38 protein-coding genes are annotated in these 24986 nt (G+C 69.4%); 8 read left to right on the top strand and 30 right to left on the bottom strand.

Annotated features, from left to right (window positions below; translation table 11 throughout):
* The first annotated feature begins 294 nt into the window (after positions 1-294).
* Positions 295-1080, top strand: coding sequence for a hypothetical protein (locus tag ACWD3H_RS06710; RefSeq protein WP_451954306.1), 786 nt, complete (start codon positions 295-297; stop codon positions 1078-1080).
* A gap of 282 nt (positions 1081-1362) precedes the next feature.
* Here the strand turns inward: ACWD3H_RS06710 and ACWD3H_RS06715 are convergent, their stop codons facing one another.
* The 19 genes from ACWD3H_RS06715 to ACWD3H_RS06805 all read right to left on the bottom strand — a co-directional run bounded on the left by ACWD3H_RS06715 (position 1363) and on the right by ACWD3H_RS06805 (position 10240).
* Positions 1363-2016: a recombinase family protein gene (locus ACWD3H_RS06715; protein ID WP_451954307.1), complete on the bottom strand. Its 654-nt coding sequence runs from the start codon at positions 2014-2016 to the stop codon at positions 1363-1365.
* A gap of 199 nt (positions 2017-2215) precedes the next feature.
* Positions 2216-2725 carry a nucleoside 2-deoxyribosyltransferase domain-containing protein gene (locus tag ACWD3H_RS06720; RefSeq protein ID WP_451954308.1) on the bottom strand — a complete coding sequence of 170 codons (510 nt, stop codon included), beginning with the start codon at positions 2723-2725 and terminating at the stop codon, positions 2216-2218.
* The gene (locus ACWD3H_RS06725; RefSeq protein WP_451954309.1) at positions 2722-3090 is read right to left on the bottom strand and encodes an HIT family protein; all 369 of its coding nucleotides are present in this window, start codon (positions 3088-3090) and stop codon (positions 2722-2724) included. Before ACWD3H_RS06725 ends, ACWD3H_RS06720 begins: the two co-directional genes overlap by 4 nt.
* Positions 3091-3094: 4 nt before the next feature.
* Entirely contained in the window at positions 3095-3295 is a 201-nt protein-coding gene (locus ACWD3H_RS06730) for a hypothetical protein (RefSeq protein ID WP_451954310.1), read from the bottom strand.
* Positions 3296-3324: 29 nt separating this feature from the next.
* A complete protein-coding gene (locus ACWD3H_RS06735; protein WP_451954311.1) occupies positions 3325-3507 on the bottom strand; it encodes a hypothetical protein in 183 nt (60 codons plus the stop codon).
* Between the two features lie 83 nt (positions 3508-3590).
* Complete coding sequence (locus ACWD3H_RS06740) at positions 3591-3764, bottom strand: hypothetical protein (protein WP_451954312.1); 174 nt, start codon at positions 3762-3764, stop codon at positions 3591-3593.
* A gap of 277 nt (positions 3765-4041) precedes the next feature.
* Positions 4042-4401 (bottom strand): hypothetical protein, encoded by a 360-nt coding sequence (locus tag ACWD3H_RS06745; RefSeq protein WP_451954313.1) that lies wholly within the window; start codon positions 4399-4401, stop codon positions 4042-4044.
* A 170-nt stretch (positions 4402-4571) separates the two neighbouring features.
* Positions 4572-6503, bottom strand: coding sequence for an FtsK/SpoIIIE domain-containing protein (locus ACWD3H_RS06750; protein ID WP_451954314.1), 1932 nt, complete (start codon positions 6501-6503; stop codon positions 4572-4574).
* Positions 6500-6805: a hypothetical protein gene (locus ACWD3H_RS06755; protein ID WP_451954315.1), complete on the bottom strand. Its 306-nt coding sequence runs from the start codon at positions 6803-6805 to the stop codon at positions 6500-6502. The genes ACWD3H_RS06750 and ACWD3H_RS06755 overlap by 4 nt, the downstream gene beginning before the upstream one ends.
* On the bottom strand, positions 6805-6951 hold the full coding sequence (locus tag ACWD3H_RS06760) for a hypothetical protein (protein WP_451954316.1): 147 nt from the start codon (positions 6949-6951) through the stop codon (positions 6805-6807). The genes ACWD3H_RS06755 and ACWD3H_RS06760 overlap by 1 nt, the downstream gene beginning before the upstream one ends.
* Positions 6948-7952 (bottom strand): hypothetical protein, encoded by a 1005-nt coding sequence (locus ACWD3H_RS06765; protein WP_451954317.1) that lies wholly within the window; start codon positions 7950-7952, stop codon positions 6948-6950. Before ACWD3H_RS06765 ends, ACWD3H_RS06760 begins: the two co-directional genes overlap by 4 nt.
* A gap of 91 nt (positions 7953-8043) precedes the next feature.
* Positions 8044-8340: an HU family DNA-binding protein gene (locus ACWD3H_RS06770; protein WP_451954318.1), complete on the bottom strand. Its 297-nt coding sequence runs from the start codon at positions 8338-8340 to the stop codon at positions 8044-8046.
* Positions 8341-8428: 88 nt separating this feature from the next.
* Positions 8429-8560 (bottom strand): hypothetical protein, encoded by a 132-nt coding sequence (locus ACWD3H_RS06775; RefSeq protein WP_451954319.1) that lies wholly within the window; start codon positions 8558-8560, stop codon positions 8429-8431.
* A gap of 96 nt (positions 8561-8656) precedes the next feature.
* Positions 8657-8881, bottom strand: a complete 225-nt coding sequence (locus ACWD3H_RS06780; protein ID WP_451954320.1) for a hypothetical protein — start codon at positions 8879-8881, stop codon at positions 8657-8659.
* Positions 8878-9015, bottom strand: coding sequence for a hypothetical protein (locus ACWD3H_RS06785; protein ID WP_451954321.1), 138 nt, complete (start codon positions 9013-9015; stop codon positions 8878-8880). The genes ACWD3H_RS06780 and ACWD3H_RS06785 overlap by 4 nt, the downstream gene beginning before the upstream one ends.
* Positions 9012-9221, bottom strand: coding sequence for a hypothetical protein (locus ACWD3H_RS06790; protein WP_451954322.1), 210 nt, complete (start codon positions 9219-9221; stop codon positions 9012-9014). The genes ACWD3H_RS06785 and ACWD3H_RS06790 overlap by 4 nt, the downstream gene beginning before the upstream one ends.
* Positions 9221-9592, bottom strand: coding sequence for a hypothetical protein (locus tag ACWD3H_RS06795; RefSeq protein WP_451954323.1), 372 nt, complete (start codon positions 9590-9592; stop codon positions 9221-9223). Before ACWD3H_RS06795 ends, ACWD3H_RS06790 begins: the two co-directional genes overlap by 1 nt.
* A gap of 115 nt (positions 9593-9707) precedes the next feature.
* Positions 9708-9962 carry a hypothetical protein gene (locus ACWD3H_RS06800; RefSeq protein WP_451954324.1) on the bottom strand — a complete coding sequence of 85 codons (255 nt, stop codon included), beginning with the start codon at positions 9960-9962 and terminating at the stop codon, positions 9708-9710.
* Between the two features lie 26 nt (positions 9963-9988).
* A complete protein-coding gene (locus ACWD3H_RS06805; protein ID WP_451954325.1) occupies positions 9989-10240 on the bottom strand; it encodes a helix-turn-helix domain-containing protein in 252 nt (83 codons plus the stop codon).
* A 189-nt stretch (positions 10241-10429) separates the two neighbouring features.
* On the opposite strand from ACWD3H_RS06805, the gene ACWD3H_RS06810 reads away from it, so the two are divergent.
* Positions 10430-11143 (top strand): GntR family transcriptional regulator, encoded by a 714-nt coding sequence (locus tag ACWD3H_RS06810; RefSeq protein ID WP_451954326.1) that lies wholly within the window; start codon positions 10430-10432, stop codon positions 11141-11143.
* Positions 11144-11287: 144 nt separating this feature from the next.
* Positions 11288-11596, top strand: coding sequence for an antibiotic biosynthesis monooxygenase family protein (locus ACWD3H_RS06815; protein ID WP_451954327.1), 309 nt, complete (start codon positions 11288-11290; stop codon positions 11594-11596).
* Positions 11597-11726: 130 nt separating this feature from the next.
* Here ACWD3H_RS06815 and ACWD3H_RS06820 read toward each other — a convergent pair whose 3' ends face one another.
* Positions 11727-11933: a hypothetical protein gene (locus tag ACWD3H_RS06820; protein WP_451954328.1), complete on the bottom strand. Its 207-nt coding sequence runs from the start codon at positions 11931-11933 to the stop codon at positions 11727-11729.
* 97 nt (positions 11934-12030) lie between these two features.
* Between ACWD3H_RS06820 and ACWD3H_RS06825 the strand changes: the two genes are divergently transcribed.
* Complete coding sequence (locus ACWD3H_RS06825; protein WP_350917408.1) at positions 12031-12267, top strand: GntR family transcriptional regulator; 237 nt, start codon at positions 12031-12033, stop codon at positions 12265-12267.
* 57 nt (positions 12268-12324) lie between these two features.
* Here the strand turns inward: ACWD3H_RS06825 and ACWD3H_RS06830 are convergent, their stop codons facing one another.
* The gene (locus ACWD3H_RS06830; protein WP_451954329.1) at positions 12325-12882 is read right to left on the bottom strand and encodes a hypothetical protein; all 558 of its coding nucleotides are present in this window, start codon (positions 12880-12882) and stop codon (positions 12325-12327) included.
* A gap of 175 nt (positions 12883-13057) precedes the next feature.
* Here ACWD3H_RS06830 and ACWD3H_RS06835 point away from each other — a divergent pair, with 175 nt between their 5' ends.
* Positions 13058-13465: a GntR family transcriptional regulator gene (locus tag ACWD3H_RS06835; protein WP_451954330.1), complete on the top strand. Its 408-nt coding sequence runs from the start codon at positions 13058-13060 to the stop codon at positions 13463-13465.
* Between the two features lie 263 nt (positions 13466-13728).
* Here the strand turns inward: ACWD3H_RS06835 and ACWD3H_RS06840 are convergent, their stop codons facing one another.
* Both ACWD3H_RS06840 and ACWD3H_RS06845 read right to left on the bottom strand, forming a co-directional pair.
* Positions 13729-14976 carry a class I SAM-dependent RNA methyltransferase gene (locus ACWD3H_RS06840; protein WP_451954331.1) on the bottom strand — a complete coding sequence of 416 codons (1248 nt, stop codon included), beginning with the start codon at positions 14974-14976 and terminating at the stop codon, positions 13729-13731.
* A 66-nt stretch (positions 14977-15042) separates the two neighbouring features.
* Entirely contained in the window at positions 15043-17082 is a 2040-nt protein-coding gene (locus tag ACWD3H_RS06845) for an APC family permease (RefSeq protein ID WP_355557890.1), read from the bottom strand.
* A gap of 116 nt (positions 17083-17198) precedes the next feature.
* Between ACWD3H_RS06845 and ACWD3H_RS06850 the strand changes: the two genes are divergently transcribed.
* Complete coding sequence (locus ACWD3H_RS06850; RefSeq protein WP_355557893.1) at positions 17199-17864, top strand: potassium channel family protein; 666 nt, start codon at positions 17199-17201, stop codon at positions 17862-17864.
* Positions 17864-18535, top strand: a complete 672-nt coding sequence (locus tag ACWD3H_RS06855) for a potassium channel family protein (RefSeq protein WP_030914802.1) — start codon at positions 17864-17866, stop codon at positions 18533-18535. The genes ACWD3H_RS06850 and ACWD3H_RS06855 overlap by 1 nt, the downstream gene beginning before the upstream one ends.
* Before the next feature lie 99 nt (positions 18536-18634).
* Here the strand turns inward: ACWD3H_RS06855 and ACWD3H_RS06860 are convergent, their stop codons facing one another.
* From ACWD3H_RS06860 to ACWD3H_RS06885, 6 genes are all read right to left on the bottom strand, one after another.
* Positions 18635-19297 carry a DUF3159 domain-containing protein gene (locus ACWD3H_RS06860; RefSeq protein ID WP_355627433.1) on the bottom strand — a complete coding sequence of 221 codons (663 nt, stop codon included), beginning with the start codon at positions 19295-19297 and terminating at the stop codon, positions 18635-18637.
* Between the two features lie 33 nt (positions 19298-19330).
* Entirely contained in the window at positions 19331-19723 is a 393-nt protein-coding gene (locus tag ACWD3H_RS06865) for an OB-fold nucleic acid binding domain-containing protein (protein ID WP_030914810.1), read from the bottom strand.
* A 49-nt stretch (positions 19724-19772) separates the two neighbouring features.
* Positions 19773-20447 (bottom strand): DUF3710 domain-containing protein, encoded by a 675-nt coding sequence (locus ACWD3H_RS06870; protein ID WP_355560815.1) that lies wholly within the window; start codon positions 20445-20447, stop codon positions 19773-19775.
* Positions 20448-20586: 139 nt separating this feature from the next.
* Positions 20587-21030 (bottom strand): dUTP diphosphatase, encoded by a 444-nt coding sequence (gene dut / locus ACWD3H_RS06875; RefSeq protein ID WP_451954332.1) that lies wholly within the window; start codon positions 21028-21030, stop codon positions 20587-20589.
* Positions 21027-21581 carry a PaaI family thioesterase gene (locus ACWD3H_RS06880; protein ID WP_350917433.1) on the bottom strand — a complete coding sequence of 185 codons (555 nt, stop codon included), beginning with the start codon at positions 21579-21581 and terminating at the stop codon, positions 21027-21029. The genes dut and ACWD3H_RS06880 overlap by 4 nt, the downstream gene beginning before the upstream one ends.
* An 11-nt stretch (positions 21582-21592) precedes the next feature.
* Positions 21593-22741 (bottom strand): AI-2E family transporter, encoded by a 1149-nt coding sequence (locus tag ACWD3H_RS06885; RefSeq protein ID WP_451954333.1) that lies wholly within the window; start codon positions 22739-22741, stop codon positions 21593-21595.
* 504 nt (positions 22742-23245) lie between these two features.
* On the opposite strand from ACWD3H_RS06885, the gene ACWD3H_RS06890 reads away from it, so the two are divergent.
* Positions 23246-23542: a DUF4235 domain-containing protein gene (locus ACWD3H_RS06890; protein WP_350917439.1), complete on the top strand. Its 297-nt coding sequence runs from the start codon at positions 23246-23248 to the stop codon at positions 23540-23542.
* Positions 23543-23608: 66 nt separating this feature from the next.
* On the opposite strand, the gene ACWD3H_RS06895 is transcribed toward ACWD3H_RS06890, so the two are convergent.
* Entirely contained in the window at positions 23609-24985 is a 1377-nt protein-coding gene (locus ACWD3H_RS06895; protein WP_355560826.1) for an alpha,alpha-trehalose-phosphate synthase (UDP-forming), read from the bottom strand.
* Position 24986: the final 1 nt, after the last annotated feature.

A 24986-nucleotide genomic window follows, 5' to 3' on the forward strand; every position in this document is an offset into this window, starting at 1 on the left:
CACGCTTGCGGGCCGGGCTGATCGTCCACAGGAACCCGCCGGAACCGATATCCGCGGCTCCCGCTCGGGCCATGCTCGGCGGATGGAGACCCGTGATGTAAGCCTGATCGGCGGTGCCCTACCCCAGCAGCAACTCGACGACGCCCCGCGCGCTTACCTGGTCATGCCCGGCTGGACGGGTCGGGTGGTGTACGAACCAGAGGATGGCAGAGACCCTGCGGTGTGGCGCTACCGGGGCGGGTGTGTGAACCACATGGATGTTCGGCTCGTTCCAGTGGCATGATCCGTTATCTGATGGCCGTAGTCCTCTTGCTGCTGGTCGGTTGTTCCGAACCCGCCGATACCGGCAAGACCGCCACCCCCGCCGGAGCCGCCCGAACCGGTGGGACCACCGCGCCCGCCGGGGATCTCGGGCTCACCCAGAGCGACGCGCCCCAGGCTATGCCGGACGGTGTCGTGATCCGGTTCCTGAGCTGTGGTCCGGAGACGTGTGGCGGTGGCGAGAGGATGAACGTCGGCGCCGACGGACGGGCCGTCTCACTGAGAAAGGGGGAACTGGCCGTCATTCGGCTCTCCCCGGCCGAGTTGAGCGAGCTGCGGGACGGTCTCGTCGCCCTCCTGGCAGGGCGGGAGGGCACGATCGAGCGTACTCGGGCGAGCGATCAGCCCTTCTTCGACGTGACCGTGGTGGGTCTTGACGGCAAGGTTCACCAGACCCGGCTGGAGGGGGCGCCGCTGGTTGAGGACAAGCCGATCGTCGCCGCCTTCGACCGCCTCTCGGTGCTGACCCGGCGGGTCCGCGCCACCGGCGAGCTGGACCGCACCGCGCCGATTCAGGTGAGGATGTATGAGGATGAGAACACCGATCCGGTACGGCGGGCGACTTGGCCCAAGGGCGTCCCGATGCCCGTTGTGCCCACGTCCGCACCCGCCTCGTGGATCGAGAACCGGGTGTACCGAGGGCAGGAGGCGAAGGCGCTGCGGGCCGCCCTGGGCGCGGCTAGGGATTACGTGGAGGTACGGGTCGGGAAGCGGAGGCTGATCGTCTTCTGGGAGGCAGAGGTTCCATGGGGCGAATGATCAACGACCGTGAAGCGCGGCCAACGCCGTACGGGTCTTGCGCGAGCTCCCCCCTTCCCCGCCGCAGAAAGCCAACCGAACAGCACAAAGGATCACACATCGGGACCATTGAGGGTTCTGGCCAGCCGTCCGTGAAGGGCGACGGGGCTTCTTCGCGTGTGCAGCTACTCGGCGGCCTGGCGGCGAAGTTTCTCCAGGCCCAGAGCGGGGGCGGTCATGATGCGGTCATGGAGCCACGGTGGCGGCTCGTCGGGCGGATCGGGTGAGGTCATGGGGCCATGCTCACCCGGCCCGCTGATCGATCGCAGAGGATCCCGGCACACCGCCCTCGGTGAGCAGCTCTGGCACGTACTTGTAGATCGTCGCCCGGGACACTCCCAGCAGGACCGCGATGCTCGACACGGTCTCCTCCGGCTGGGTGAGCAGCCGCCGAGCGCGGGCCACCATCTCCGCGTCCATCGCGGGCGGCCGGCCGAGGCGTTGTCCTCGGGCGCGGGCGGCGGCCAGGCCCTCGTTGGTGCCCTCGACGATGAGTTCGCGGATGAATTCGGCGAGCGCGGCGAAGACGTGGAAGACCAGCCGTCCGCCTGGGGTGGTGGTGTCGAGCGCCTCGTGCAGGCTCCGGAAGCCGACCTCTCGCCGCCGCAGGTCGCCGACGATCGTGATGAGGTCCTGGAGGGATCGGGCGAGCCGGTCGAGGGACAGCACGACGAGGGTGTCCCCGGGGCGCAGGTAGTCGAGGCACGCGGCGAGCTCGGGCCTCAACGTGTTCTTGCCAGAGAGCTTGTCGGCGAAGACCCTGATGCACCCGGCCGCGGTGAGGGCGGTGGTCTGCCGGTCGAGTAGCTGGCCGGCAGTGGAGACCCGGCCGTAGCCGACGAGGGTGCCGGTGCGGACGGTCGGCTCGGCGAGTAGAAGGTCATCGGTGGTCGTCATGGTGCCCCCGTGTCGATAAATGGGTGGGTGGGGGGTTGTTGGACATCAAGATTTTTCAACGCGTTTCTCGACACTCCGGGGACCCGAATCGGCTCGCCCGAGCGTCGGAAGCGATCTTGTAGAGATACGGTCGATTCTCAACACGACCCGAGATGGAGCGGCCCCGGCGCCGAGGGGGACACCGGGGCCACCAGGTGGGTCAGGACTTACGGCCGATCCCCGGGATGACGGGTTTGGCGGAGATCAGGGCGAGGGCGACGGCCACGGCGTCGGGGAGGGTGTCGCAGACCGGGACGGCGTAGCGGTGGGCCAGGTGGATCAGGTATCGGTTGCGCTCGGGGTTCGGGCAGTCCGGCGGGCATCCCAGCACGGCCCGGCCTGTGTGCACGTCGTGGCCGAACTCCACGTTCGTGGTGAACCCGGGCAGGGCGGCCAGGTCGCGCGGGATCCAGAACAGGATCGCGGTGGCCACGTCTCGCGCGCTGGTCTCCCACTCGAACTGGTCGTCGTAGTGCTCGGCCCGGATGCCGCCCCGGGATTCGGGGGTGAGGACGGTCAGCGGCTGCTCGCTGTTCCACGCCTCTGCGAGAGCGTCGATCGCAGCGGGCCGCCAGGACGGCACGGTGCCCGCCCGGGGCGTTGGCCCCGCGAGAAACACGGAAGGTCCGGTCGGGATGGGCTCGCGGGCCCAAACCACGGTGATGCTCATGCCTGTCTCCGTTCGGTGGCGCGGGCGGCGTGCTGCGGCGTCCACGGCAGCGGCAGGCCATCCCCCTGCGTACGGGGGACGAGGTGCAGGTGCAGGTGGAAAACCGTCTGGGTGGCCGCCGCGCCCCGGGAGGTGATGACGTTGGCGGCGGGCAGTTCGGCGGCCAGTTCAGCGGCGCGGGCCATGGTGGTCGCCGACACCGTGGCGTCCTGGCCGACGTCGGTGACGTGAGTGTGCGGGATGACCAGGGTGTGGCCGGGGGTGACCGGGTGGCGGGGGCTGATCGCGATGCTCTCCGGCCAGGTGCGGATCACCGTGGCCGGGGCATGTCCGGCGACAATGGCGCAGAAGATGCAGGTTTCCATGCCATCACCAGCCGAAGGTTCTCGGGCCCGTCGCCATGAACATGTCGGCTGCTTCACGCTCCTCGGGAGACGCGTTGCGCCGCGCTGCTGTTGCGGCACTGATCGCTTTCGTCACGGCCGCCTCGGATTCACTGTCTCGGAGCGTTCTGACCAACTCTTCTTGGGTGTTGAGGATCTTTCTCATCTGGTCCGGTCGCCGAGCCATCTCGATCTCCTTCTCGTGGTGGTGGGGGGCTACTTCTTGTGGGTGTGCCGGGTGACGATGTCCCGCTCGTCGGCGAGGTACTGCTGGCGCAGCCGCTCCACCCGGGCGTCGGCGGTCTCCTTCAACCTGGCGAGCTCCTCGCGCGCCTCCGGGTCCTTCCGGTAGAGCTTCCGGGCGGCGCGCTCCTGCTTGTCCTGAGCGAACAGACCCATGTCGTTCTCCTCCGTCTCGGTGGGAGCTGGTGCTCCGGACACGCGCCCGGTCGAGCCGGGCGCGATCCGCAACGGCAGCGGGCTTACGGGCGCCTGCCCTTTTCCTTGTTCCGGGCCTTGGTGAGCTCCTCCACCGAGTCCTTGAAGTGCTGCGCAGCAGGAGATCCCTCCTCCTCGCACTTCTTCACCCACTTCTGCTCGCGCTGGATGGCCTCGTCGTACTCCTTGACGGTGTACTGACCCTTCTTGAATGGCATCTCGATCTCCTTCTTTCGTGTCGGTGCTGGAGCTGGCTGCTCCGGGCGTGTGACCGGCGCGGACGGTCACACACCCGCATCAGCTCTCCGCGCACCGGCCTCCGCCGCACCGGTGCAGGCCGCACCGTGGACACGTCTCGGTCCGCTCGGTCCGGGCGTCCTGGCCCGCCGCGCGGGCAGCCTCCGTCCATCGGTCCGCGCCCCGCTTCGTGCGGGTCTCCTTCGCCACGTGTCCGCCGACCAGAACGGACCACTTCTTCGCCATCCCGATCTCCTCTCAGGCGCCGTGGTGGGTGCTGGTGTAGGTGGTGGTGACCTGGATGGCCGGGGCCGCGGGGAGGGCGGGTGCCGGGCGGGTTTCCAGGACACGGGCCACCTGGGTCCGCGCCGGTGCCCGCATCGGCGCCGCAGCGGCGGCCGGTCGCATCGGGTTGGCCCGGCGGACGAGCAGCAGGATCGTGGTGAGCGCGCTGTAGGCGGTCAGGCCGAGCAGGACCCACGCGGTGATGGTGGACCCGCCGGCCACCGCGTACAGCGCCGCGGCCGATCCGGCGACGAGCGCGAGGCCACCGCCGACCCGAGTGCAGAGCGCGCTCATGAACATCGCTCCGGCCGTGACACGAACTTCCTGGCACATGTTGATCTCCTTCGGACGGGATTTACGGGGTCTGGACCACCCTCTGGCGAGGGTCTAGAACTAGACATTTCGCCTCTAGGAACTAGACGGGGCGCCTAGGAAACTAGAGGCCGCCAACCTGGGAAAACACGTTCCTAGAGGGGCTAGACGGGGCCTCCAGAGGAGGCTCATCACCGCCTCTGGAGGCGATTCAGCGCCTCCACGAACTGGGACCGCCGGTAGCCGTTGCGGTTGGTCCCGCCGATGTCTTGCCCCTTCGGCGCGACATCGTGCGGACGCAGCAGCCGGGCCAGCTCTCCGGGCTCGTTGGCCAGGTCCTCCCACTCCGGATCCCGGGTGAGCCGCTCCAGCAGATCCGCGGTCCAGATCTTCTCCGCGTCCCCGCAGGAGGCGACGCACGCCTTCAGCAGCAGCACGTCCGGGTCGTTGTCCTGGACCGGCAGCGTCCCGGCCGCCTGCCGTAGCCGGTAGGCGATCTCGACGATGTCGCGCACGTCGTCGTCTCCGGCCTCGCCCTCGTCGGGCTTGTGGAGGTAGCCGGTGCGGATCTGCGCGGGGGCGGATCCTTCGGCGTGCAGCCAGCCGGCGCCCTTGTGGTCCTTGTCGAACTGCGCTCCGGAGTAGCCCTTGCTGGCCATGCCCTGACCGAGGATGGTGTCGGACGCGGCGTTGGTGAAGCACATCATGGCGAGCTTGGTCGTCATGATGTCGCGCAGCCGGGTCGGTACGACCTCGGCGGCCGGGCGCTGGGTGGCGATCGAGGTGAACACCCCGGCGGCCCGCCCGCGTCCGACCAGGTCGGCCAGGCCCACGGTGATCGGCCCGTTCGCACCGCCCAGCTTGGACGTGGTGAAGAACTGCACCTCATCGGTGTGGAAAGCCAGGAACGGGCAGTCCAGGCGCCGCCAGTTCTTCCCAGTGATCTTCACGACCCCGGCCTCTTCCATCACCTCGTAACGGCGATCCATCTCCGCTACCAGGCTCTCGACCAACTCCAGGTACAACTCGGGATCGGGCTTGGTCAGATACTGCTCAGCGATCTTCTTGTAGACCGCGAGCTCCACCCGCTTGGCGTCGGCCAGCACGAGCTTCGCGAACGGGTCCAGAGCGATGGCGCACAACACCTGGTCATCGGCCACGGACTTACCGGACCCCGGCTCACCACCGGTCAGCATCGCCTTGCCCACCGGGGAGAACGTGACGTCCACCCCGCGCGGAGACCTGCCCATGTAGATGCGCTCGGTCCAGATGTCGAACGGCGTCTCACGGCCGATCAGCGGCGACTTGATCGGCGGCCCCGTCAGCGGGTCACGGTCGGGCGACCACAGACGGACACGCCCCTCGTGATCGGGCACCGGGTCCACGTACAGACGGGCGACACCGCGGCCAGATGCCCCGGCCAGCTTCTCCCGCTTCTTGACCACATCGGCGTAGGTCACGTCACCGGGGAGTTCCACCTCGCACATCCACGCGTTCTTGTCGCGGATCACGCCGGGCGTGATGACTTTCACGTCGTCGATGCTCTTGGCGAGCTTGGCGTCGACGAAGACCTTGCGTACCGCCTTGCCGGAGGGGTGGGTGCCGATGTCGCGCGCCGCTTGTGCCTCGCCGTTCTCGGCGCTGCTCCGGCGGATCACGTACTCGGCGATCCCGCCGACCGCCGCAGCCAGGGCGAGCAGCGCGACCGGAGGCAGCCAGAGCGGCCAGCCCGCATTGAGCCACAGCCACAGGTCACCGCCGCCGGCGACGCCTGCGGTCCACAGGGAGATCTTCCGGCGCCGGGCGCGGGTCGTCTCGACCAGCTCGGGCCGGGTGGCGAGGATCTGGTCATGCTCTGCGGCGGTGACCCACCGCCACCAGGCGCCGCCGGTCCGGGCGACTCCCGCGGTGCCGTACCCGGCGCTCGCGCGGGTCGCCTTGGCCGCGATGCGCAGCATTCCACCGCGGTCACGTCGGGCCTGGTCGACCCTGCGCACGACCAGGTCAACGCTGCGGCGGGGCGTCCACACCTGGGTCGGCTCGACGACCTCCTCGACCTCGGCGGCGATGCGGGTCACAGGCAGGCGGAGCACGTTGTCGTAGTCCTCGACGGGCTCGCTCATGCTCGCCCCCCAGCTGCTCGCTGGACGCGCAGGGCGCGCCCGTCCATGGCCAGCTTCGTGGCGAGGTAGCAGGTCAGCGCGGTGAGGCCGACCATGGCGGCCCACCCCGACCCGCGGGCGATGGCGTAGGCGAGTACACAGAGCGTGCCGCTGGCAACGAGGATGGTGAGCCAGGCGATGCGGCCCCACCCGGCCCGGCGGGCGGCGGCGCTGACCTGGGCGAGGGTGCGGGCGCCGGGGGTGGGCGGGCACAGGGCACCGAGGAGGCCAACCCCCAGGCCCAGCAGGATGGTCGTGGACATCACGCCTCCTTCGGGCGCTTGAAGTAGCAGATGGTGAACATGCGGTCGGAGTCGTAGACGGCGGAGACCAGCTCCCACCCGTCGGCGCCGAGCTCGTTGAGGTCGGCGGTGGTGCAGACGCGTGCGGTGTACTCCCAGCGGGTCATGACGAACCTCCGGCCACGAGCAGCTTCTGGACCTCGCGGGCCTTCTCGACGCCGACGCCGAGGGCTGTACGGATCTTGTGGAGACCGGGATTCGGGGTGAGTTCACCGATCGCGATCATGTCGCGGACCTGATCGGCCATCTCCTGTACCGAGGGTGTACCGGGGGTGTACTGGCCATCCGCGTTTTCCCTGTACCGAGGGTGTACCGAGGGTGTACCGGGGGGTGTACCGCGCCACGGCGCCGGAAGGTCCGCGAGGATCTTCCAGAGGGTCGGCAGGACCCACACGGCGATCACCGCAGCGACCGGGCCGAGGCTGTGCACGATCAGGTCGAGGAGGTCGAAGTCGGTCTTGAAGGCGGGCCAGCAGTTGAGCACGAGCGTCAGACCCAACAGGACCAGCTCGACGCGGAACAGCTTCCGCCCCTCGGGAGATCGGCGGTCCACGACCTTCCCGCGGATCGCCGCGTACGCCTGGACGCCGACGGCTGAGAGCAGTGGCAGCGACAGGACCGGCTCGATGGCGAACGCGGCCCACCAGCCGAGCGACTCGTCCTTGAGGTCCAGCGCCTTGGCCGCGGACGCCTGCACGCCGATCGACGAGACGGCGAGCGCGAGTCCGGCGGCGGTCATCGTCATGCTGGTCGTGACCTGTCGGACGCGGGCGTCGCGGAAGGCGACTGCCGCGGGGTGCTGGGCGAGCTGGTGGCGGCGGGCCGCTTCCCAGGTACGGCGCCGCAGCTTCCGGACGCGGTCGGTGTCGAGCTGGAGCGGCGTCTCGTCGTCCTGGAGTTCGGCGAGCAGGTGCGCCTCGGCGACCTCGGCGCGCAGCTGCTTGACGCGCTTGGTCTCACCGTCGACCAGCGCGAGGCTGGTCGTCGGTGAAGGTGAGGGGGCGGGGTCAGTGACGTTGGCGAGGCGCTCCAGCTCGGCGAGACCGCTGGTGATGTCCTGCGGCGTCGGCTCGCTGGGCTCGCCGGGTGGCGGGCTTGCGGTCTTCACGGTCGGTTCTCCTGGTCGGTCGGCGGTGGTGGAGCTGTGCTCCGGACACGCGCCCGGTTGGGCCGGGCGCGATCCGCAACGTCAGCTACGGTCAGGCGGAGACGAGCGCCCGGCTGGTGTTGACGAGGTCCTTGAAGGCGGAGCCGGGCCGGAACTTCGGCGCCCGGGACGCTGCGATCTCCAGGGGCTCGCCGGTCTGCGGGTGACGGCCGGTGCGGGCGGCCCGCCCGCTGGCCGCGAACGTGCCGAACCCGAGGATCGCGACCTCGTCCCCGGCGGCGACGGCCATCGGGATGACGTCGAAGAGGGCGTTGAGGACCTGGGTGGCCTGCGCCTTGGTGACGCCGGCGTGCTCGGCGGTGGCATCGATGAGCTGGGTCTTGTTCATGGTTCTCCTTCTTGGTGGTGCTGGAGCGGGTGCTCCGCGTGTCCGCCCGGGGCTCGCACCCGGTGTGCCTGCTGGCCGGACTGGGGGGCTACTTGAGGAGCACGCTGCCGACGCCGCGGCATGTGTCGCATTTCTGGCTCAGGGGGAGGACGGGGTCACGGCCGTCGCCCTTGCAGCTGCCGCACTGGACGACGTGGCCCTGCGGCTGGTCGTTAGTCATGTGGTTCTCCTTCAGTTCGGTGCTGGAGCGGGTGCTCCGCGTGCCCGCCTGGGACTCGCACCCAGGGGTCTGCTGGTCGGGCTGGCCGTTCGGGTGTCACCAGACGAACAGCGCCTTCTTCGCGTCCTCGTCGCCTTCCTGGCACTGGACTTCGCCGTCCCAGTGCGTGATCTGCAGGTCGCCGATGTGGACGTAGCTGTCCGGGTCGTTGCCGTCGTCCTCGGCGCGCAGGACCCGCGTGTCGTCGGGCAGGTCGGCGAGTTTGGCGACCGCGGCGCGCAGGTCCGCGAGGGTGAGGACTTGGCCGAGGAAGGTGCTCATTTCGTTCTCCTGGGCGGGTTGGTGCGGGCGTGGTCGTCCTGTCGGGGGCGGGGACGGGGCTCGGGCCGCGCCATCGCGGAGTCGAGCTGGTTGAGGGCGGTGAGGGTGGCGGCGAGCCGCTCGGCGGGCGTCACTGCTCCTCCCGCAGGGTGAGCAGGGCGGCGCGGGCGTCCCGCTCGCGCTGGATCTTGGCGAGTTGGGTGGAGGTGTAGGGCTGGCCGCCGGTGCCGTTGGGGTCGGGGTGGTGGAGCTGCGACTCCAGGTAGGCGCGGGCGGTGGCCTCGTCGGCGGCGTGGACGGCGCGGGAGCCGCGCGCCGTGTCGAACGTGAAGCGCGGCATCACGCACCGCCTTCGTTCAGTCGGGCGTTCAGGCGGGAGAGCCACGCGTCGGTGGTGTGCCCCGGGCACGTCTCCACGCGGGTGCCGCCCTGCCAGACGCACCGGCAGGAGTCACCTGGGTCCGGGACGGGGGTCACGGTCGCGGCGCGGCGACCCTGCCAGAAGCGGCGGGGTTGCTGGGTGCGGATCGCGTCGGCCAGCTCTCGCACCGCAGCCGCGACCTCGGCCACCTCCGTGCGGACGTCGGCCAGGGCGTTGGAGACGTCGGTCAGGTCCTCGCGCATCTCGGCCACCTTGCTGATCCCGGCGGCGATCCCCTGGAGACCATCGCGCAGGCCCCGCATCTGGCCCTCGAAGACGTAGTTCTCCATCACTTGCCCGCCTTCCTGCACGTCGGGCAGGTGCAGGAACTGGTGGAGACGGTGGCGCCGGGGCAGGCCATGGCCTGGGTGAGGGTCGCGATGGTCTGGGTGATCTGCGCGGGGCTCACGCGGCCACCGCCGTCCGGGCCGCGTCGACCAGGCCGAGCAGGGCGCGGGCGTAGGTCTCGGCCTCGGCGAGGGTGAGCTCGTCGCGGTCCCCGCTGTAGGCGAGGACCATGGGGCCGTCGTCGGTGGTGCTCAGGTAGACGCCGGCCAGCTCGGTGCGGCGGCGGCAGAAGCTGTCCTCCGGCTGGGTGCCGGTGTAGTGCTCGGTGCACCACGGCGCGTGGCCGGGAGCAGGTGTGAGAGTGTGGGACACGGTTCTTCTCCTAGGCAGGGGTGGGATCACAGGGCCTGTCCGGTGGTGACACACCGGGCGGGCTCGTTCTCGTTCTGGGCGGGGCCGTTCAGCAGACCCAGCAGGGTCTCGACTTCGGTTCGGACGAAGACGAGCACTCGCCCGCCGGGGTTCCGTCGGGCCTGGAGCTTGCCCTCCCGCACCCACACCCGGACCGTCTCGGGGTCGACGTCGCACAGTTCGGCCACCTCGGCGACCTTCATCAGCGGCGACCGGCGGGCGGTGCGTTTGGCGCTCACGTAACACCTCCAAATCGGACACAAGACGGGTAAGGACCAGGCGGAGCCGGGAGCGGCTTGCCTGCCCCTGACTGTACTGCCTCATGTATGAGGTAGCAAGAATGTGTCCGAGACATCCAGGTTTGCGCCTTATCGCCTATTGGATAAGGTGACTAGGACACACACTGTTGATCAGCCAAAGGAGCCGCCATGAGGCCAGACACCCGGCCCTCCTCCCAGAAGGTCGCCGCCGAGCTGCGCGCACAGATCATGGATGGCCTCCTGACCCCGGGCACACAGCTACCGTCCACCGGCCAGCTCGCCGAGCACTACGACGCAGCCACCGCCACGATCCAGAACGCCGTGAAGATCCTCAAAGACGAGGGGTTCGTGACCAGCCGCACCGGGGCCGGCGTCTACGTGCGGGACCGGCACCCCTTCGTCGTGGACGCCTCGGCCTACTTCGACCCGGCTGACCGCGGAGTCACCTACCGCCTGCTGGACGTCGCCGAGGTCGACGCCCCGGCCGACGTCGCCCAGGCCCTCGGCGAGAAGCGTGCGGTCCTGCGCCACCGCATGACGCTCCGCGGCGATGAGCCGCTGGAGCTGTCGTGGTCGTACTACCCGGCGAGCCTCGCCGTTGGCACCGCGTTGACGGGGCGCGGGAAGATCCGGGGAGGCGCTCCAGCAGTGCTCAGCGAGCTGGGCCACGCCGAGCACGAGTTCACCGACCGACTGTCGGCCCGGCTGGCAACGCCACAGGAGGCCGAGCTGCTGGAGCTTCCGCCAGGCATCCCGGTGATCCGCCAATTCCGGGTCGTCTACTCCGCCGCGGCTCGACCGGTGGAGGTGTCCGTTCTGGTGAAGGGGGCGCATATGTACGAACTGGCGTACCGTCAGGCCATCCCGCAGGCTGGGGCCTGAAGGCATATCGGCCAGCATGACGGAGGCCCCCGCCCTACTCACCAGGGCGGGCGCTCGGCCAGCTCGGCGGGTTCCCCGTTGACGCGCTCGACGCCCTGGCCGCCGCGATGACCGAACGCCACCTGAAGTGAGATCCTCGGAACCATGATCATGCGAATCTGGCGGACACAGGTTGACGAGGCTCGGGCGGCGGAATACGAACGCTTCGCGGCCGTGGAGTCGCTGCCGATGTTCCGGACGCAGCGTGGCTTCCTCGGTCTGCTCTTCGGGCGCAACGGCAGCGCGTGTGCGGTGACGACCCTATGGGAGGACGACGCGGCGGCGGATGCTCTCGAGGAGTCACCGAGCTACCGGGAGACGGTCGCCCGCATTGGCGCGGCGGGATTCCTGACGGGCCCGTCGGTGGTTGAGCGCTTCACCGTGCACGGCAGTCATCTTCCCGACGGCTCCTGACACACGAGAAGAGCCCCCGCCGCACGACGGGGGCTCTTCGTTTCGGCGGCCCCGCTCCCCCCTCCGTAGGAGGAGACCGCCGCTCCGACCGGACCCCGGGTAACGCCGGGCGCGCGCATGTCCGGCGAAGTCAGCACCTGCGGAGCGTCTCGTTGTAGACCACCAGCAGGAAGTGAGTGCGGATCACGGCCGAGTCGATGCCCATCTCCTCGGCGAGCTGGAGCGCGGCCGGCGACAGCTCGAAGGCGGCGATGCTGCCGCGGCCCAGCACCTTCCGGGCGGCGATGACCATGCGGTCGTACTCGGAGTGAGGGGTCGACTCTGAGGAGTAAGCCACGGGCCGACCGTACGTTGCCTTAACTATGCCTGTCTATAGCTATGAGCTGGTACGGGCTTCTATGAGGACAGCTCAGGTCCTACATACCGTCATCCTCGTGATCGACTACGACCCGACCCAGCCGAAGTGGCGGCAGATCTACGACGTCGTCCGGGCGCGCATCGAGACGGGCGAGCTGCCGCCGAAGGCGCTCATCTCCGAGGTGAAGCTGGAGGCCGAGTTCGAGGTCGCCCGGGTCACGATCCGTAAGGTCACCGCACAGCTCCGCGAGGACGGGCTGATCATCACGACGCCGGCCATGGGATCGTTCGTCACCGAGCGAGCCGACCAGTAGCCCAAACGCGCGAGAGCCCCGGCCCGCTCGGCGCCGGGGCTCTCGCACATCTGGGGGCTACTTCACACGCCACTCCAGGGCGTTGCCGCTGCCCGGCTGATACACCACCGTCTTCGGCCGGCTTCCCTTCGGCACCTCGAAGGGCACCCACCCCCGCGCGCACGCCCCCACCCGCACGGCCCGATCCTGCGGGTACAGCGGCACCGACCACCACTGATCCCCCCAGGCGCTCAGCGGGGTCGCCGAGGTGTCGTCGGTGAACTCGATCGACCACGGCGCCCACGACACCGTGATCTGCTCCCCGGAGTTCTCGACGACGCAGACCTTCACCTCCAGCCCGATGTACTCGTAGCCGGCACGCTCGGGCAGGCCGGGCACCACGGCGCGCAGGGGCTGACGAACCCGCAGGAGGGCGGCAGTGGCGAGGGAGTCGTCTCGCCGGGTCTCCTGGGTGCTGCCGAGCTTGCTCGGACCGCTTGGGGTCGGGGTGGGCGTGGGCGTCGGGCTCGGCTGCTCCAGAGGGACGGCGGGGGCGGCCGACGGGGTAGCGGCCTCCGAGCCGCCACATCCGGATATGAGGGCAGCGATCAGGGCGATGGGTACGACTCTCCGCATAGTGACTCCTGGTGAGAGTTTGAGGGCGGAGAGTAGACGCCACCCGCCTCACAGGGGTTGCTCAGGACACCACGAACTGGCCTACATCGGCCACCTGTCCACACACCTGTCTGTGTCACACCGTGAACCTGTAGGCAGGCGTAGGGGCAGACCTTGATCACCATACGGTTCGACCGTGCGCGAGATAGATCACCACTCGGAGACGCCCGTCTTCCGCCAGGTCGCCGACTCCATCCGAGAGGACATCCAGGCCGGTCGCTTCCGGCCGCGGCGTCCGCTGCCCTCCGAGGTCCACCTTCAGCAGGAGTACGGGGTGGCCCGCGATACCGTGCGGCGGGCGATCGGCTACCTCGCCGATCTCGGCCTGGTGCGCACGGTTGCCGGCCGGGGGACGTTCGTGCGCGCGGTGGAGGCGACGGTGGTGGCGATGGAGCGGGGGACGCGCATCTTCACGCGGCCCCCTACGGACGCCGAGAGGGCGGAGCTGGGCCTCAAAGAGGGCGTCTGGGTCCTGGTGGCCGAACGGCCAGACGGAGGCGTTGAGGTGCTTCCTGGGGATGCGGCGGAGATCCGGCTGGAATAGCGAGAGGCCCCCGCGGTGGAGCGGGGGCCTCTGCCCGGCCGCGAGGCGAGGGCGACTCCCCTGCGCGGCCGTACCGGGACCCTACGGGGTGCCGCTATTGCGGTCTACCCCTTGGTCTGTATCGGTCGGGTCTCTTGTCTACGTAATGTGACGGGCCGTGAGTTCCAAGATCGTGCGCATCTCATGCGCAAAGATCTTGGAAAACGGTGACTCACGCTGACGCACGCTGAAACATGACGTGTTGCATAACAGCAGGTCAGAGCCTAGATCGACCCTTTGACCAGCAGTGCGACGCACTCCACGTGGTGGGTCATCGGGAAGGCGTCGAAGGCGCGCAGGTCGGCGAGGCGGTAGCCGCCCTCGGCGAACCAGGCGAGGTCACGGGCCAGGGTGGCCGGGTCGCAGGAGACGTACACGATCCGAGTGGCCTCAAGAGTGGTCACGCGGTCGACGACGTCGCGGCCCAGACCCGCCCGGGGCGGGTCGACGACGACCAGGTCCGCGCGCTCGATGCCGAAGCGGTCGAGGGCGCTCTCCACCCGCCCCCTGGCGAAGCGTGCCTGGGGGAGGTCACGGAGGTTACGCTCCGCGTCGCGGACGGCGACGGACTCGGACTCGACGCCGAACACGGCCCCCTCGGGGCCGACCGCCTCGGCGAGCCCGGCGGCGAACAGGCCGACGCCGCAGTAGAGGTCGAGGGCCCACTCGCCCGGCCGCGGCGCGGCGAACTTCAGGACCGCGTCGAGCAGGGTGGCGGCGGCGCCGGGGTGGACCTGCCAGAAACCGCTGCCGGTGACCTGGAAGTCGCGCTCGCCGACGCGCTCGACGAGATGGTTGCGGCCGTGGACGACCCGGCTGCGGCCCTTGCCCTCGTCGACGAAGACGGCCACGCTCGTGTCGAGGTCGGGTACGGCCACCGTGCGCCGGGGCTTGGGGGCGATCACGACCGCCTGGTCACCGGTGGAGGAGGCGATGACCTCGACCGAGGAGGCGTTGCGCCAGTTCATCACCTCGACGCCGACGTTCTCGACCTCGGGGTGGGCGATCAGGCAGGCGTCCACCGGCTCGATGTCGTGGGAGCGGTGGCGGCGCAGGCCCAGCCCGCCCTCACGGTCGACGGCGAACTGGACGCGGGTACGCCAGCCGAGACCGTCGGGGGCGCCTGGGACCTCCTCGACGACGCCCTTCCAGTCGATTCCGCCCAGACGCTTGAGCTGCTCGGCCACCACGTCGGCCTTCAGGCGGCGCTGGGCCTCCAGGGAAGCGTGCTGCCAGTCGCAGCCGCCGCAGCGGCCGGGGCCCGCGAACGGGCAGGGCGGGCTCACCCGGTCGGCGGAGGGCTCCAGGATCTCGACGGCGTCGGCCCGCAGGAACCGGGAGGTCTCCTCGGTGATCTCAGCCGTGACGCGCTCGCCGGGCAGCGCGTGCCGCACGAAGACGACCCGGCCGTCATGGCGCGCGACACACCAGCCACCGTGCGCAACCGGTCCCACCGTCAGTTCGATCATCATGGCCGTCGCCCCCAGAGAATTCGTCGTCGGTCGAGCCTCCTTGCGGTCAGGAGCGCATACGAAAGGTTATGCCTTGACGTCCTCGTCCCGGGCCGCCTCCCGGCGGGGACGGCGGACGGCGCCCGGCGCGAGAGGCTCGGGGCGGCCCTTGAGCCGGTCGGAGGAATGAAGCTGCCAGGGCACGCTGATGACCATCACGCCGGGCTGGAACAGCAGGCGGCCCTTCAGCCGCAGCGCGCTCTGGTTGTGCAGAATGTGCTCCCACCAGTGGCCGACGACGTACTCGGGGATGTAGACGCTCACCACGTCGCGGGGAGAACGGCGGCGCAGCGACTTGACGTACTCCAGGATCGGCCGGGTGATCTCGCGGTAGGGCGAGTCGAGCGTCTTCAGCGGCACCGGGATGCCGCGCCGCTCCCACTCCTCCTGCAGCTCTCTGGCCTCCGCGCCCTCCACGCCCACGGTGATCGCCTCAAGCTTGGAGGGACGGGTGGCGCGGGCGTAGGCGAGAGCACGCAGGGTCGGCTTGTGGATCTTGGAGACCAGGACGATGGCGTGGTTGCGCGCGGGCAGTATCGACTCGTCCACCACCGAGTCGTCGGCGGCGAGTTCGCGGGCCACGTTCTCGTAATGGCGGTGGATGCCCTTCATCATCAGGAACAGCACCGGCATGGCCACGCAGACGATCCACGCCCCGTGGGTGAACTTGGTGAGCAGCACGACCACCAGCACCACACCGGTCATGACGCCGCCGAAGAAGTTGATGGTCCGCGAGCGGTACATCTGGTGGCGGACCTTCGGATCGGTCTCGGTTCTCAGGTGCCGGCTCCAGTGCCGGACCATGCCGATCTGACTCAGCGTGAACGACACGAAGACGCCCACGATGTAGAGGTTGAGCAGGCGGCTGACGTCGGCCTCGAAGCCCCACAGCAGCAGGCAGGCCCCGGCCGCGAGGATCACGATGCCGTTGGAGAAGGCGAGCCGGTCGCCCCGGGTGTGCAGTTGGCGGGGCAGGTAGCGGTCCTGGGCCAGGATCGAGCCGAGCACGGGAAAGCCGTTGAAGGCGGTGTTGGCGGCGAGGAACAGGATCAGCGCGGTGACGGCCGAGATGACGAAGAAGGGCAGCGAGCCGTTTCCGAAGACCGCGTCGGCGACCTGGGAGATGATCGGCTGCTGGTAGTAGCCGGGCCCGGCGGGCCGCCCGTCGATGAGCACGTCGCGGAAGGCGACCGCGGGGTCGGCGACCTTGACCCCCGAGGCCAGGCCGAGAGAGATGATGCCGACGAACATCGTCACCGCGACCAGGCCCATCATCAGCAGCGTGGTCGCGGCGTTCTTGCTCTTGGGCTTGCGGAAGGCGGGCACGCCGTTACTGATCGCCTCGACACCGGTGAGCGCGGCGCAGCCGGTGGAGAACGCGCGCAGGATCAGGAAGGCCGCCGCGAAGGAGGTCAGGTTGGACTGCTCGGCGACGATCTCGTACTCGGCGGTGGGCGCGTGCAGCTCGTCACCGAGGACGAGCACCCGGAAGCTTCCCCACACGATCAGGCCGAGGACGGCGAACATGAAGGCGTAGGTGGGGATCGCGAAGGCCGCGCCGGACTCCCGGATACCACGCAGGTTCACCAGGGTCAGCAGGACGACGATGGCGATCGCGACCAGCGGCTTGTGCTCGGCGACGTAGGGGATGGTGGCCCCCACGTAGTCGACGCCGTTGGCGACCGACACCGCGACGGTCAGCACGTAGTCGACCATCAGGGCGCTGGCGACGGTCAGACCGGCGTTCGGGCCGAGGTTGACCGTGGCGACCTCGTAGTCGCCGCCCCCGCTGGGGTAGGCGTGCACGTTCTGCCGGTACGAGGCGACGACGGTGAGCATCACCACCACGACGGCGACGGCGACCCAGGGGCTGAAGTTGTAGAAGGAGACTCCGGCCAGCGAGAGGATGACGAGGATCTCCTGCGGGGCGTAGGCCACCGAGGAGAGCGCGTCACTCGCGAAAACAGGTAGTGCGATGCGCTTGGGAAGCAGCTGCTCGTGTAACTGTGTGCTGCGTAGCGCACGCCCGATGAAAAGGCGTTTGACAAGGTCCGTCACCTTCGACACGTCTGCTGATGCTAGTCGCTATTACCTGGCTGCACTCACGCGGCGCTCCTGGGGGCGCCATACTGGCTGAATACATTGGGAATCAAGATCCGCCTCACAGCGACCGGCGGGGGAGCATGCATATCGTGATCATGGGGTGTGGCCGGGTGGGTTCGACTCTGGCGCACATTCTTGAGGACAGCGGCCACTCGGTCGCGATCATTGACCGTGACCCGCAGGCGTTTCGCCGCCTGCGGGCCGGGTTCCGGGGTCGCAGGGTCACCGGGATCGGCTTCGACCGGGATGTCCTGGAAGAGGCCGGCATCGAGGCCGCGGGCGCCTACGTGGCGGTGAGCAGTGGCGACAACTCGAACATCATCTCCGCCAGGGTCGCCCGCGAGACGTTCGGCGTGGACAACGTCGTGGCCAGGATCTACGATTCCCGGCGCGCCGAGGTCTACCAGCGGCTGGGCATCCCCACGGTGGCCACGGTCCGCTGGACCGCCGACCAGATCCTGCGCCGCGTCCTGCCCGAGGGTGCCGAGCCGCTCTGGCGCGACCCCAGCGGGCGCGTGGTGCTGATCGAGGTGGCCTACCATCCCGGCTGGATCGGCGCCCCGGTACGGAGGCTGGAGGAGGCCGCGGGAACCCGCCTGGCGTTCATCAACCGGATCGGTGAGACCTTGCTGCCCAAGAACGACTCGGTGGTGCAGGAGGGGGACGTGCTGCACGTCATGGCGGTCGAGGCGGACATGGACCGTATCAACAAGGTGCTGTCCGGAGCGCCGGAGGAGGGGCACTGATGCGCGTCACCATCGCCGGTGCGGGGGCGGTCGGCCGGTCGATCGCCGCCGAACTCCTGGAGAACGGCCACGAGGTCCTGCTCATCGACATCGACCCCAAGGCCATCAAGATCGACACCGTGCCGCGGGCGGAGTGGCTGCTCGCCGACGCCTGTGAGATCTCCTCGCTGGACGAGGCGGGCCTGGCCGACTGCCACGTGGTCGTCGCGGCCAGCGGCGACGACAAGGTCAACCTCGTGGTGTCGCTGCTCGCCAAGACGGAGTACGGCGTGCCGCGCGTGGTAGCCAGGATCAACCACCCCAAGAACGAGTGGCTGTTCAACGAGTCGTGGGGCGTCGACGTGGCCGTCTCGACCCCGCGCCTGCTGAGCGCGCTGGTGGAGGAGGCGGTCAGCGTCGGCGACCTGGTGCGCCTGATGACCTTCCGCCAGGGCCAGGCCAACCTGGTCGAGCTCACCCTGCCCGAGGACGCGCCGGTCGTCGGCCACCGTGCCGGCTCGGTGCCGTGGCCGAACGACACCGCCCTGGTCGCGATCCTGCGCGAGGGCCGGGTGCTGGTGCCCACCGCAGACGACCCGCTGGAGGCCGGCGACGAGCTGATGTTCGTGGCCAGCCAGGAGGTCGAGGAGGAGCTGGCCGAACTCCTGTCCCCGCACCGCGCGCCGCGCTGAGCGGAAAGGCTTCGGACCGGTATGCCGGTCCGAAGCCCGATCACCGGTCAGCGGCGTCCGTGCGGGGCCGGGAACGACAGAGCGGGGCGGACCTGCCGCTCAGGAGGCCGCGGGCCGTACCGGGGTCCGGCCACGGGCCAGGAGCCACACCATGGCGGCGAGCGCCGCGACCTGGAGCGGCCAGCCCATCGCGATCTTGAGAATGCCCAGCTCGGCGACCGCGTCGTCCCTGCCGATCAGGTAGACGGGGAGCTGCACCGCCACCCGGACCACGCACGGGATCATCAGCAGCCAGGTGAGCCTGGTGCACAGCCTCACCACGGCCGGATCCGCGCGCCACGCGGTCGGGTCACCGGTGACGGACCCGATGAGGAACCCCACCACCGGCCATCGGGTGACGATGGACAGCAGCATCACCACGGAGTAGCCGGCGTTGTAGAGGATGCCGGGCAGGAAGACGTCCTCCGCCTGGCCGGTGCGGGAGGCGAAGAACGCGCCGATACCGATGCCGATCAGGCTGTTGATCACGAACTGCGGCGTCGAGCGCTGCACCAGCCGCACGACGAGCAGCAGCACCGCGGCCGAGATACTGACGATCAGGGAGCGCTTCAGGTCGGAGGTGGCGATCCACATGCCGGTGAAGGCGATGGTGGGCACGGCGGCCTCGATGACGCCCCGCACCCCGCCGAACGCCTTGGCAAGCTGGCTGCGGATCGCGGCCTCGACCGTGTCGTGCGCGGCGGTCTCGCCGGTGGTGGTCATCTTCTCGCTCACCGTTCCGTGGTCATCGATCGCTCACGCACCGCCTGCCGGGCGCAGCTCGTATCTGGGGTTGAACATGACTTTTCGCCCATCCTGGATGCTGACCAGCCCTTCGGCCAGCACCAGACGGCCAGGCTCGATGCCCGCGATCTTCCTGCGGCCCAGCCAGATCAGATCGATCACATCGGAACCGTCGTATAGCTCCGCCTCCAGCGCGGGAGCGCCCCCGCGAGGGCGCAGCGTCACCGTCCGCAGAGTACCGCTCACGCAGAAGCGTCGGCGCCCGCCACACGAGACGATGGGCGTGGCGCCTTGGCGGTCGAGGTCCTGCTGAAGCTCGTCGGCCTCCAGCTCGGCCTGGCCTGCGGTCAGTCGGCGAAAGAAGCCTCGCAGACCGCTCTGTTTATGCGGTTCCTGAGAACCCACGGACCTCTCCTTCACGTACGAGTCGAATCAGCGTACGCGATCCGGCCTCTCAGCGGATCTCCGCGATCTCCGGCCCCCGGTCGAACGGGTTGAGGTCGGGCCCCTCGCCCCCTGCGGCCTGCTGCTCCACGGCCTGCCTGGCCTCGGGGGGCAGCCGGAGCTCGATCGCCTCCTTGGGGGCCATCGGCTCGTCGCCGCGTACCACGACTATGTCCCGGACGACACCCTCCAGCGTCTCGGCCACCTCGGCGTCCTGCGCGGCGCGCCCGCTGATCACCGCACGCAGGAACCAGCGCGGCCCGTCCACCCCGATGTAGCGGACCGGCTGCTCGACGCCCTCGGCGGGGATTCTGGCGGCCAGCTCGACGCCGAACGCGCCCTCCCGCTCCTCGGCGGTGCCTCCGGCGCTCTTCACCCCCTCGACCAGCTCGGCCCTGACCTCGTCCCAGATCCCGCTCCGCTTGGGCGCAGCGAAGGCGTGCACCTGCAGAGCGCTCTCGTTGAACAGGACCACCGCACCGACGATCTGGTCACCGGCCAGGTTGAGCTGGACCTCGAAACCGGGGCCGACCGGCAGGCGCATGCCTCCGAGATCGACCCGCTCCCGCTCGGGGTAGGGCTCGTCGGCGTCCCACGGGCCCGACTCCCGCGCCGGGACCTGCGGGGCCTCGTCCACTGCGGCCTTGGCGGCCGGGGACTCCTCACGACGGTGACGTCGGAACATTTTCCTCACGCTCCTTGAAGTTTCGCTGGTAACTCATCCCCCGCCGGATACGGCGGCGGGTGGCCTCCGGGGCCGAAGGTACGCCCAGGTTCCGGATCATCGTCCACCACCTCCTTCACCTCGTCGGACTCACTCCCTGTCAGCGGCCCGTGGACCCGAACCCGTCCGCGCCTCGCGCCGATCCGGACAACCGGTCCACCTCGAAGAACGCCGCCCTCTCCACCTTCTGGATCACCAGTTGCGCGATCCGGTCCCCCCTGCGCAGCCGCACGGTGTCCTTGGTGTCGGTGTTGAGCAGCGTCACTCTGATCTCGCCCCGGTATCCCGCGTCCACGGTGCCGGGCGCGTTGACGAGCGTCACACCGTACTTGGCGGCCAGGCCCGAGCGCGGGTGGACGAACGCGGCATACCCATCAGGCAGGGCGATCGCCAGCCCGGTGCCGACCACGGCCCGCTCCCCGGGGAGGAGTTCGACGTCCTCGGCGGCATGCAGGTCGGCGCCCGCGTCGCCCGGGTGGGCGTACGACGGCGGCGGCAGGTCGGCGTCGAGCCGGCGGATCGGCACCTCGACGGTGTGGGTCACGGATTCACCTCGTACTCGTGATGCTCGTCGATGATCGCCTGGGCGTCACCGTGCTCGGCGAAGTGCTCCATGCCCACCTCGATGAAGAGCGCTGCGGCCCGCACGGCGACCGGGCCGTCCGGGGAGCCGATACGGCCCTCAGCCTCAAGGTACGCCTTCCTGCCCGACATGCCGTTGCACCAGGCGCGCATATGCAGGACCGTACCGACCGGAACCGGGGCGAGATAGTCGGTCTCCAGCCTCGCGGTGACGTAGGGACGCTGGAAGAGCCAGACCAGCATGCCGATGACCTCGTCCATCGCCGTGGCGAGCACGCCGCCGTGCGCCAGGCCCGGCGCACCCTGGTGTGCCGTTCCCACGGTGAACGTGGCGATCACCGTGATCCCGTCGGGGGTGACGGCGGTCAGCCGCAGGCCGGTCGGGTGGTCCTCACCGCAGCCGAAACAGCGGCTGTAGTGGGAACCGAGGGCGGCGCCGGGGGCGGGCCCACCGGGGAGCGGCCGTGGAAGGACGGCATCTGGCGGAGGGGTGGTCAAGGTGGAACGAGTCACGGGGCAGAACGTTACTCCCTGGGCTGCGGTGATTCCTCATCCACCGGCTTTCCCGCCTCCGCCGCAGGCCCCGTCCCGCCCGCCTTGGGCCCCGCCCCGCCCGCCTCGCCGGGATCTGGATGCGGCGAGGCCGGTGGCAGGGCGAGCGGTTCGTCACTGCTGAGCTCGGGCAGCGCCCGGTAGATCACGGCGGCCACCGGCACCGCCACCGCGGCCCCGGCGATACCCGCCAGGATGCCGCCCACGGCCAGCACCAGGATGATCGCCAGTGGGTGGAAGTGGAGCACCCTGCCGACGATCAGCGGCTGGAGCACGTGGTTCTCCAGCTGCTGCTCCACGATCAGGATGCCGATGAAGATCAGAGCGTAGATCGGCCCCTTGGCTCCGAGGGTGACCAGGGTGGCCACGGCACCGGCGAAGAAGATGCCGACGATGGGGATGAAGCTGGCCAGGAAGATCAGTACCGCGAGCGCCGCCCAGAGCGGCACCCCCATCCCGGCGAGCACGATGCCCATGACCAGGCCGTGCACGGCGGCCACCGCGACCGTGCCCTGCACGTAGTGCGAGAGCGTCACCCAGGCGGTCCGCCCGGCCCTGTCGACGCGCGGCGCGACCTCGCCGAACCCCTTCAGGAACCACGACCAGATCCGGTCGCCGTCCTTGAGCATGAAGAAGGTCACGAACAGCAGCAACACGATGGAGGCCAGCACCTCCAGCGCCACCGTGGCGCCGGTGAGGACCGTCTGGGTGATCTCGTTGCGCTGGTTGGTCATCTGCTTGCCGATCTCGTCGACCCAGCTGCTGATCTGAGTCGGCTGCAGATGCAGGGGCCCGGTGTAGAGCCAGTTCTCGACGTCCTTGGCCGTCTGGCGCACCTGGTCGACGAGGCCGGGGAACTCCTCGTTGGCACGCGCCCCGATGATCCAGCCGGTGCCGCCGAGCACGGCGAGCGCGATGATCATGGTGACCCAGGTGGCGTAGATGGGCCGCATGCCCATCGCGCGAAGCCGCCTGGTGACCGGGAACAGCAGCGCGGTCAGCAGGAGCGCGATGGCCACCGGCAGCATCACGATGCGCAACGTCGCGATGAACTGGGCGAAGTAGAAGACGGCCCAGCCAATGATGATCAGGCAGAGGCTCCACATCGCGAGACGCAGCAACGTACGAGGTACCAGGTTCGTCAGGCGCTCCCGATCTGATATCACACCTTCCAGACTGTCACGCCGGGAAGGAAAACGCGCGAGAGTTGTCGCTCTGACACGAGGAGGAGCGGCCCGGCCACCCGGCCGGGCCACCCGGCGTGCTGTCGGGGATCGGCGCCCGCCCGGTCAGGGGCCGGCGCTCACCCGGCTGGATTCAGCGCTCACCCGGCGGGCGGGAGATCACCCTGTCCTCGAGGTAGCAGCTGCAGTTGCCACATCCTGGCGGCATGCCTGTCCTCCCCTCACCTGTCCTGCCTCGACCGTACGGCAGGATCCCCCGACGGAAAGGACAGATTCGCGTGCGCGCCGTCTCCTCGCTCTCCTGGCGGCCGGAGCGTACGGCTTCCAGGCCGCCCCGGCATGGGCACGGTCACCGTTCTGTCATGCCTCGCCATGGCTTCACGCGATATGGCGCTCGGGGAGACTAGTGTTCTTGATGCGGACAGAAAACGGGAGGACCACATGGCTGACAAGAGCGAGAAGCAGGACATGGCGTGGCGAGCCATCGGTGGCCTGCTCGGCCTCGTCACCGCCTGGAGCGCCAAGAAGGTCATCGGGTTCGCCTGGGAGAAGAGCACCGGTAAGAAGCCGCCCGCCGACAGCGAGTCGCCGGACATCAGCCTCGGCGAGGCGATCGGCTACGCCGTGGTGATGGGGGTCGGTATGCAGGTGGCGCAGATCGTGGTCGCCCGCAGCGCCAAGAAGCGCTACGACGCGTGGAAATCCCTGAAGGGGGCGGCCAAGGACGCCACCGGCTGACGGCCGGCGAACGCCGCGGACCCGCCCCCGGACCCGCCGGGGGCGGCTGAAGAGCCTGGCGACGGGTCAGGACGACTCGAGCGAGGTGAGAAACTCCCTCGCCCAGCGGTCCACGTCATAGGTGGACACCCTCCGGCGCAGTGAGCGCATCCGGCGCGACAGGTCGTGCGGGGTCGCCCGCATCGCGGTCAGCATGATCCGCTTGAGGCCGTCGACATCGTAGGGATTGACCATGAACGCCTGACGCAGCTCGTCGGCCGCCCCGGCGAACTCGCTGAGCACCAGCGCGCCGCGCAGGTCGTTGCGGCAGGCGACGTACTCCTTGGCGACCAGGTTCATCCCGTCACGCAACGGTGTGACCATCATCACATCCGCCGCTAGATAGAGCGCGGCGAGCTCGTCGCGGCCGTACGACTGGTGCAGGTACTGCACGGGCTGCTGCCCGAGCTCTCCCTGCTCGCCGTTGATCCGCCCGACCTGGAGCTCGATCGAGTCGCGCAGCCGCATGTACTCCTCGACCCGCTCCCGGCTCGGCGTGGCGATCTGCACGAACGCCGCCTCGCCCGGTTTGATCGTTTTCTCCGCGAGCAGTTCCCCGAACGCCTTCAGGCGCTGGCCGATGCCCTTGGTGTAGTCGAGCCTGTCGACGCCGAGCAGTATGCACTCGGGGTCGCCCAGCTCCCTGCGGATCTCCCTGGCCCTGGAGATGATGTGCGGCTCGCGGACCAGCGAGTCGAGCTCGCCGAAGTCGACGGAGATGGGGAAGGCCCCGGCGCGCACCACCCGGCCGTCCACGTAGATCTCGTGCTTGTGGTGCTGGAGGCCGAGCAGGTGGCGGCAGAGCCGGATGAAGTTGGACGCGCCACCAGGACGCTGGAAGCCGACCATGTCCGCGCCGAGCAGTCCCTCCAGGATCTCGCGCCGCCATGGGAGCTGGACGAACAGCTCTATCGGCGGGAAGGGGATGTGCAGGAAGAAACCGATGCGCAGGTCGGGGCGGAGCTTGCGCAGCATGGCCGGGACCAGCTGGAGCTGGTAGTCCTGGATCCACACGACCGCGTTCTCCGCGGCCTCCTCGGCGGCGGCCTGGGCGAAGCGCTCGTTGACCGCGCGATAGGAGTCCCAGGTGACACGCGAGTAGATGGGGGTGGCGACCACGTCGTGGTAAAGGGGCCAGAGTGTGGCGTTGGAGAAACCCTCGTAGTAGAGCTCGACCTCGTGCTCGGACAGCGGGACGGGGACGAGCTGCATGCCGTCGTGCTCGAAGGGTTCGAGCTGTTCGCCGGGGGCCCCGTGCCAGCCGATCCAGGCCCCTTCCCTGCGCTGCAGGACCGGGGCGATCGCGGTGACGAGGCCGCCGGGGCTGCGCCGCCACATATCCTCCCCCACCCGGTCGACGGGGAGACGATTGGCGACGATCACAAACGTACTGCGGCCCGGCACA

It is taken from the genome of Streptosporangium sp. NPDC002607, assembly GCF_053592655.1.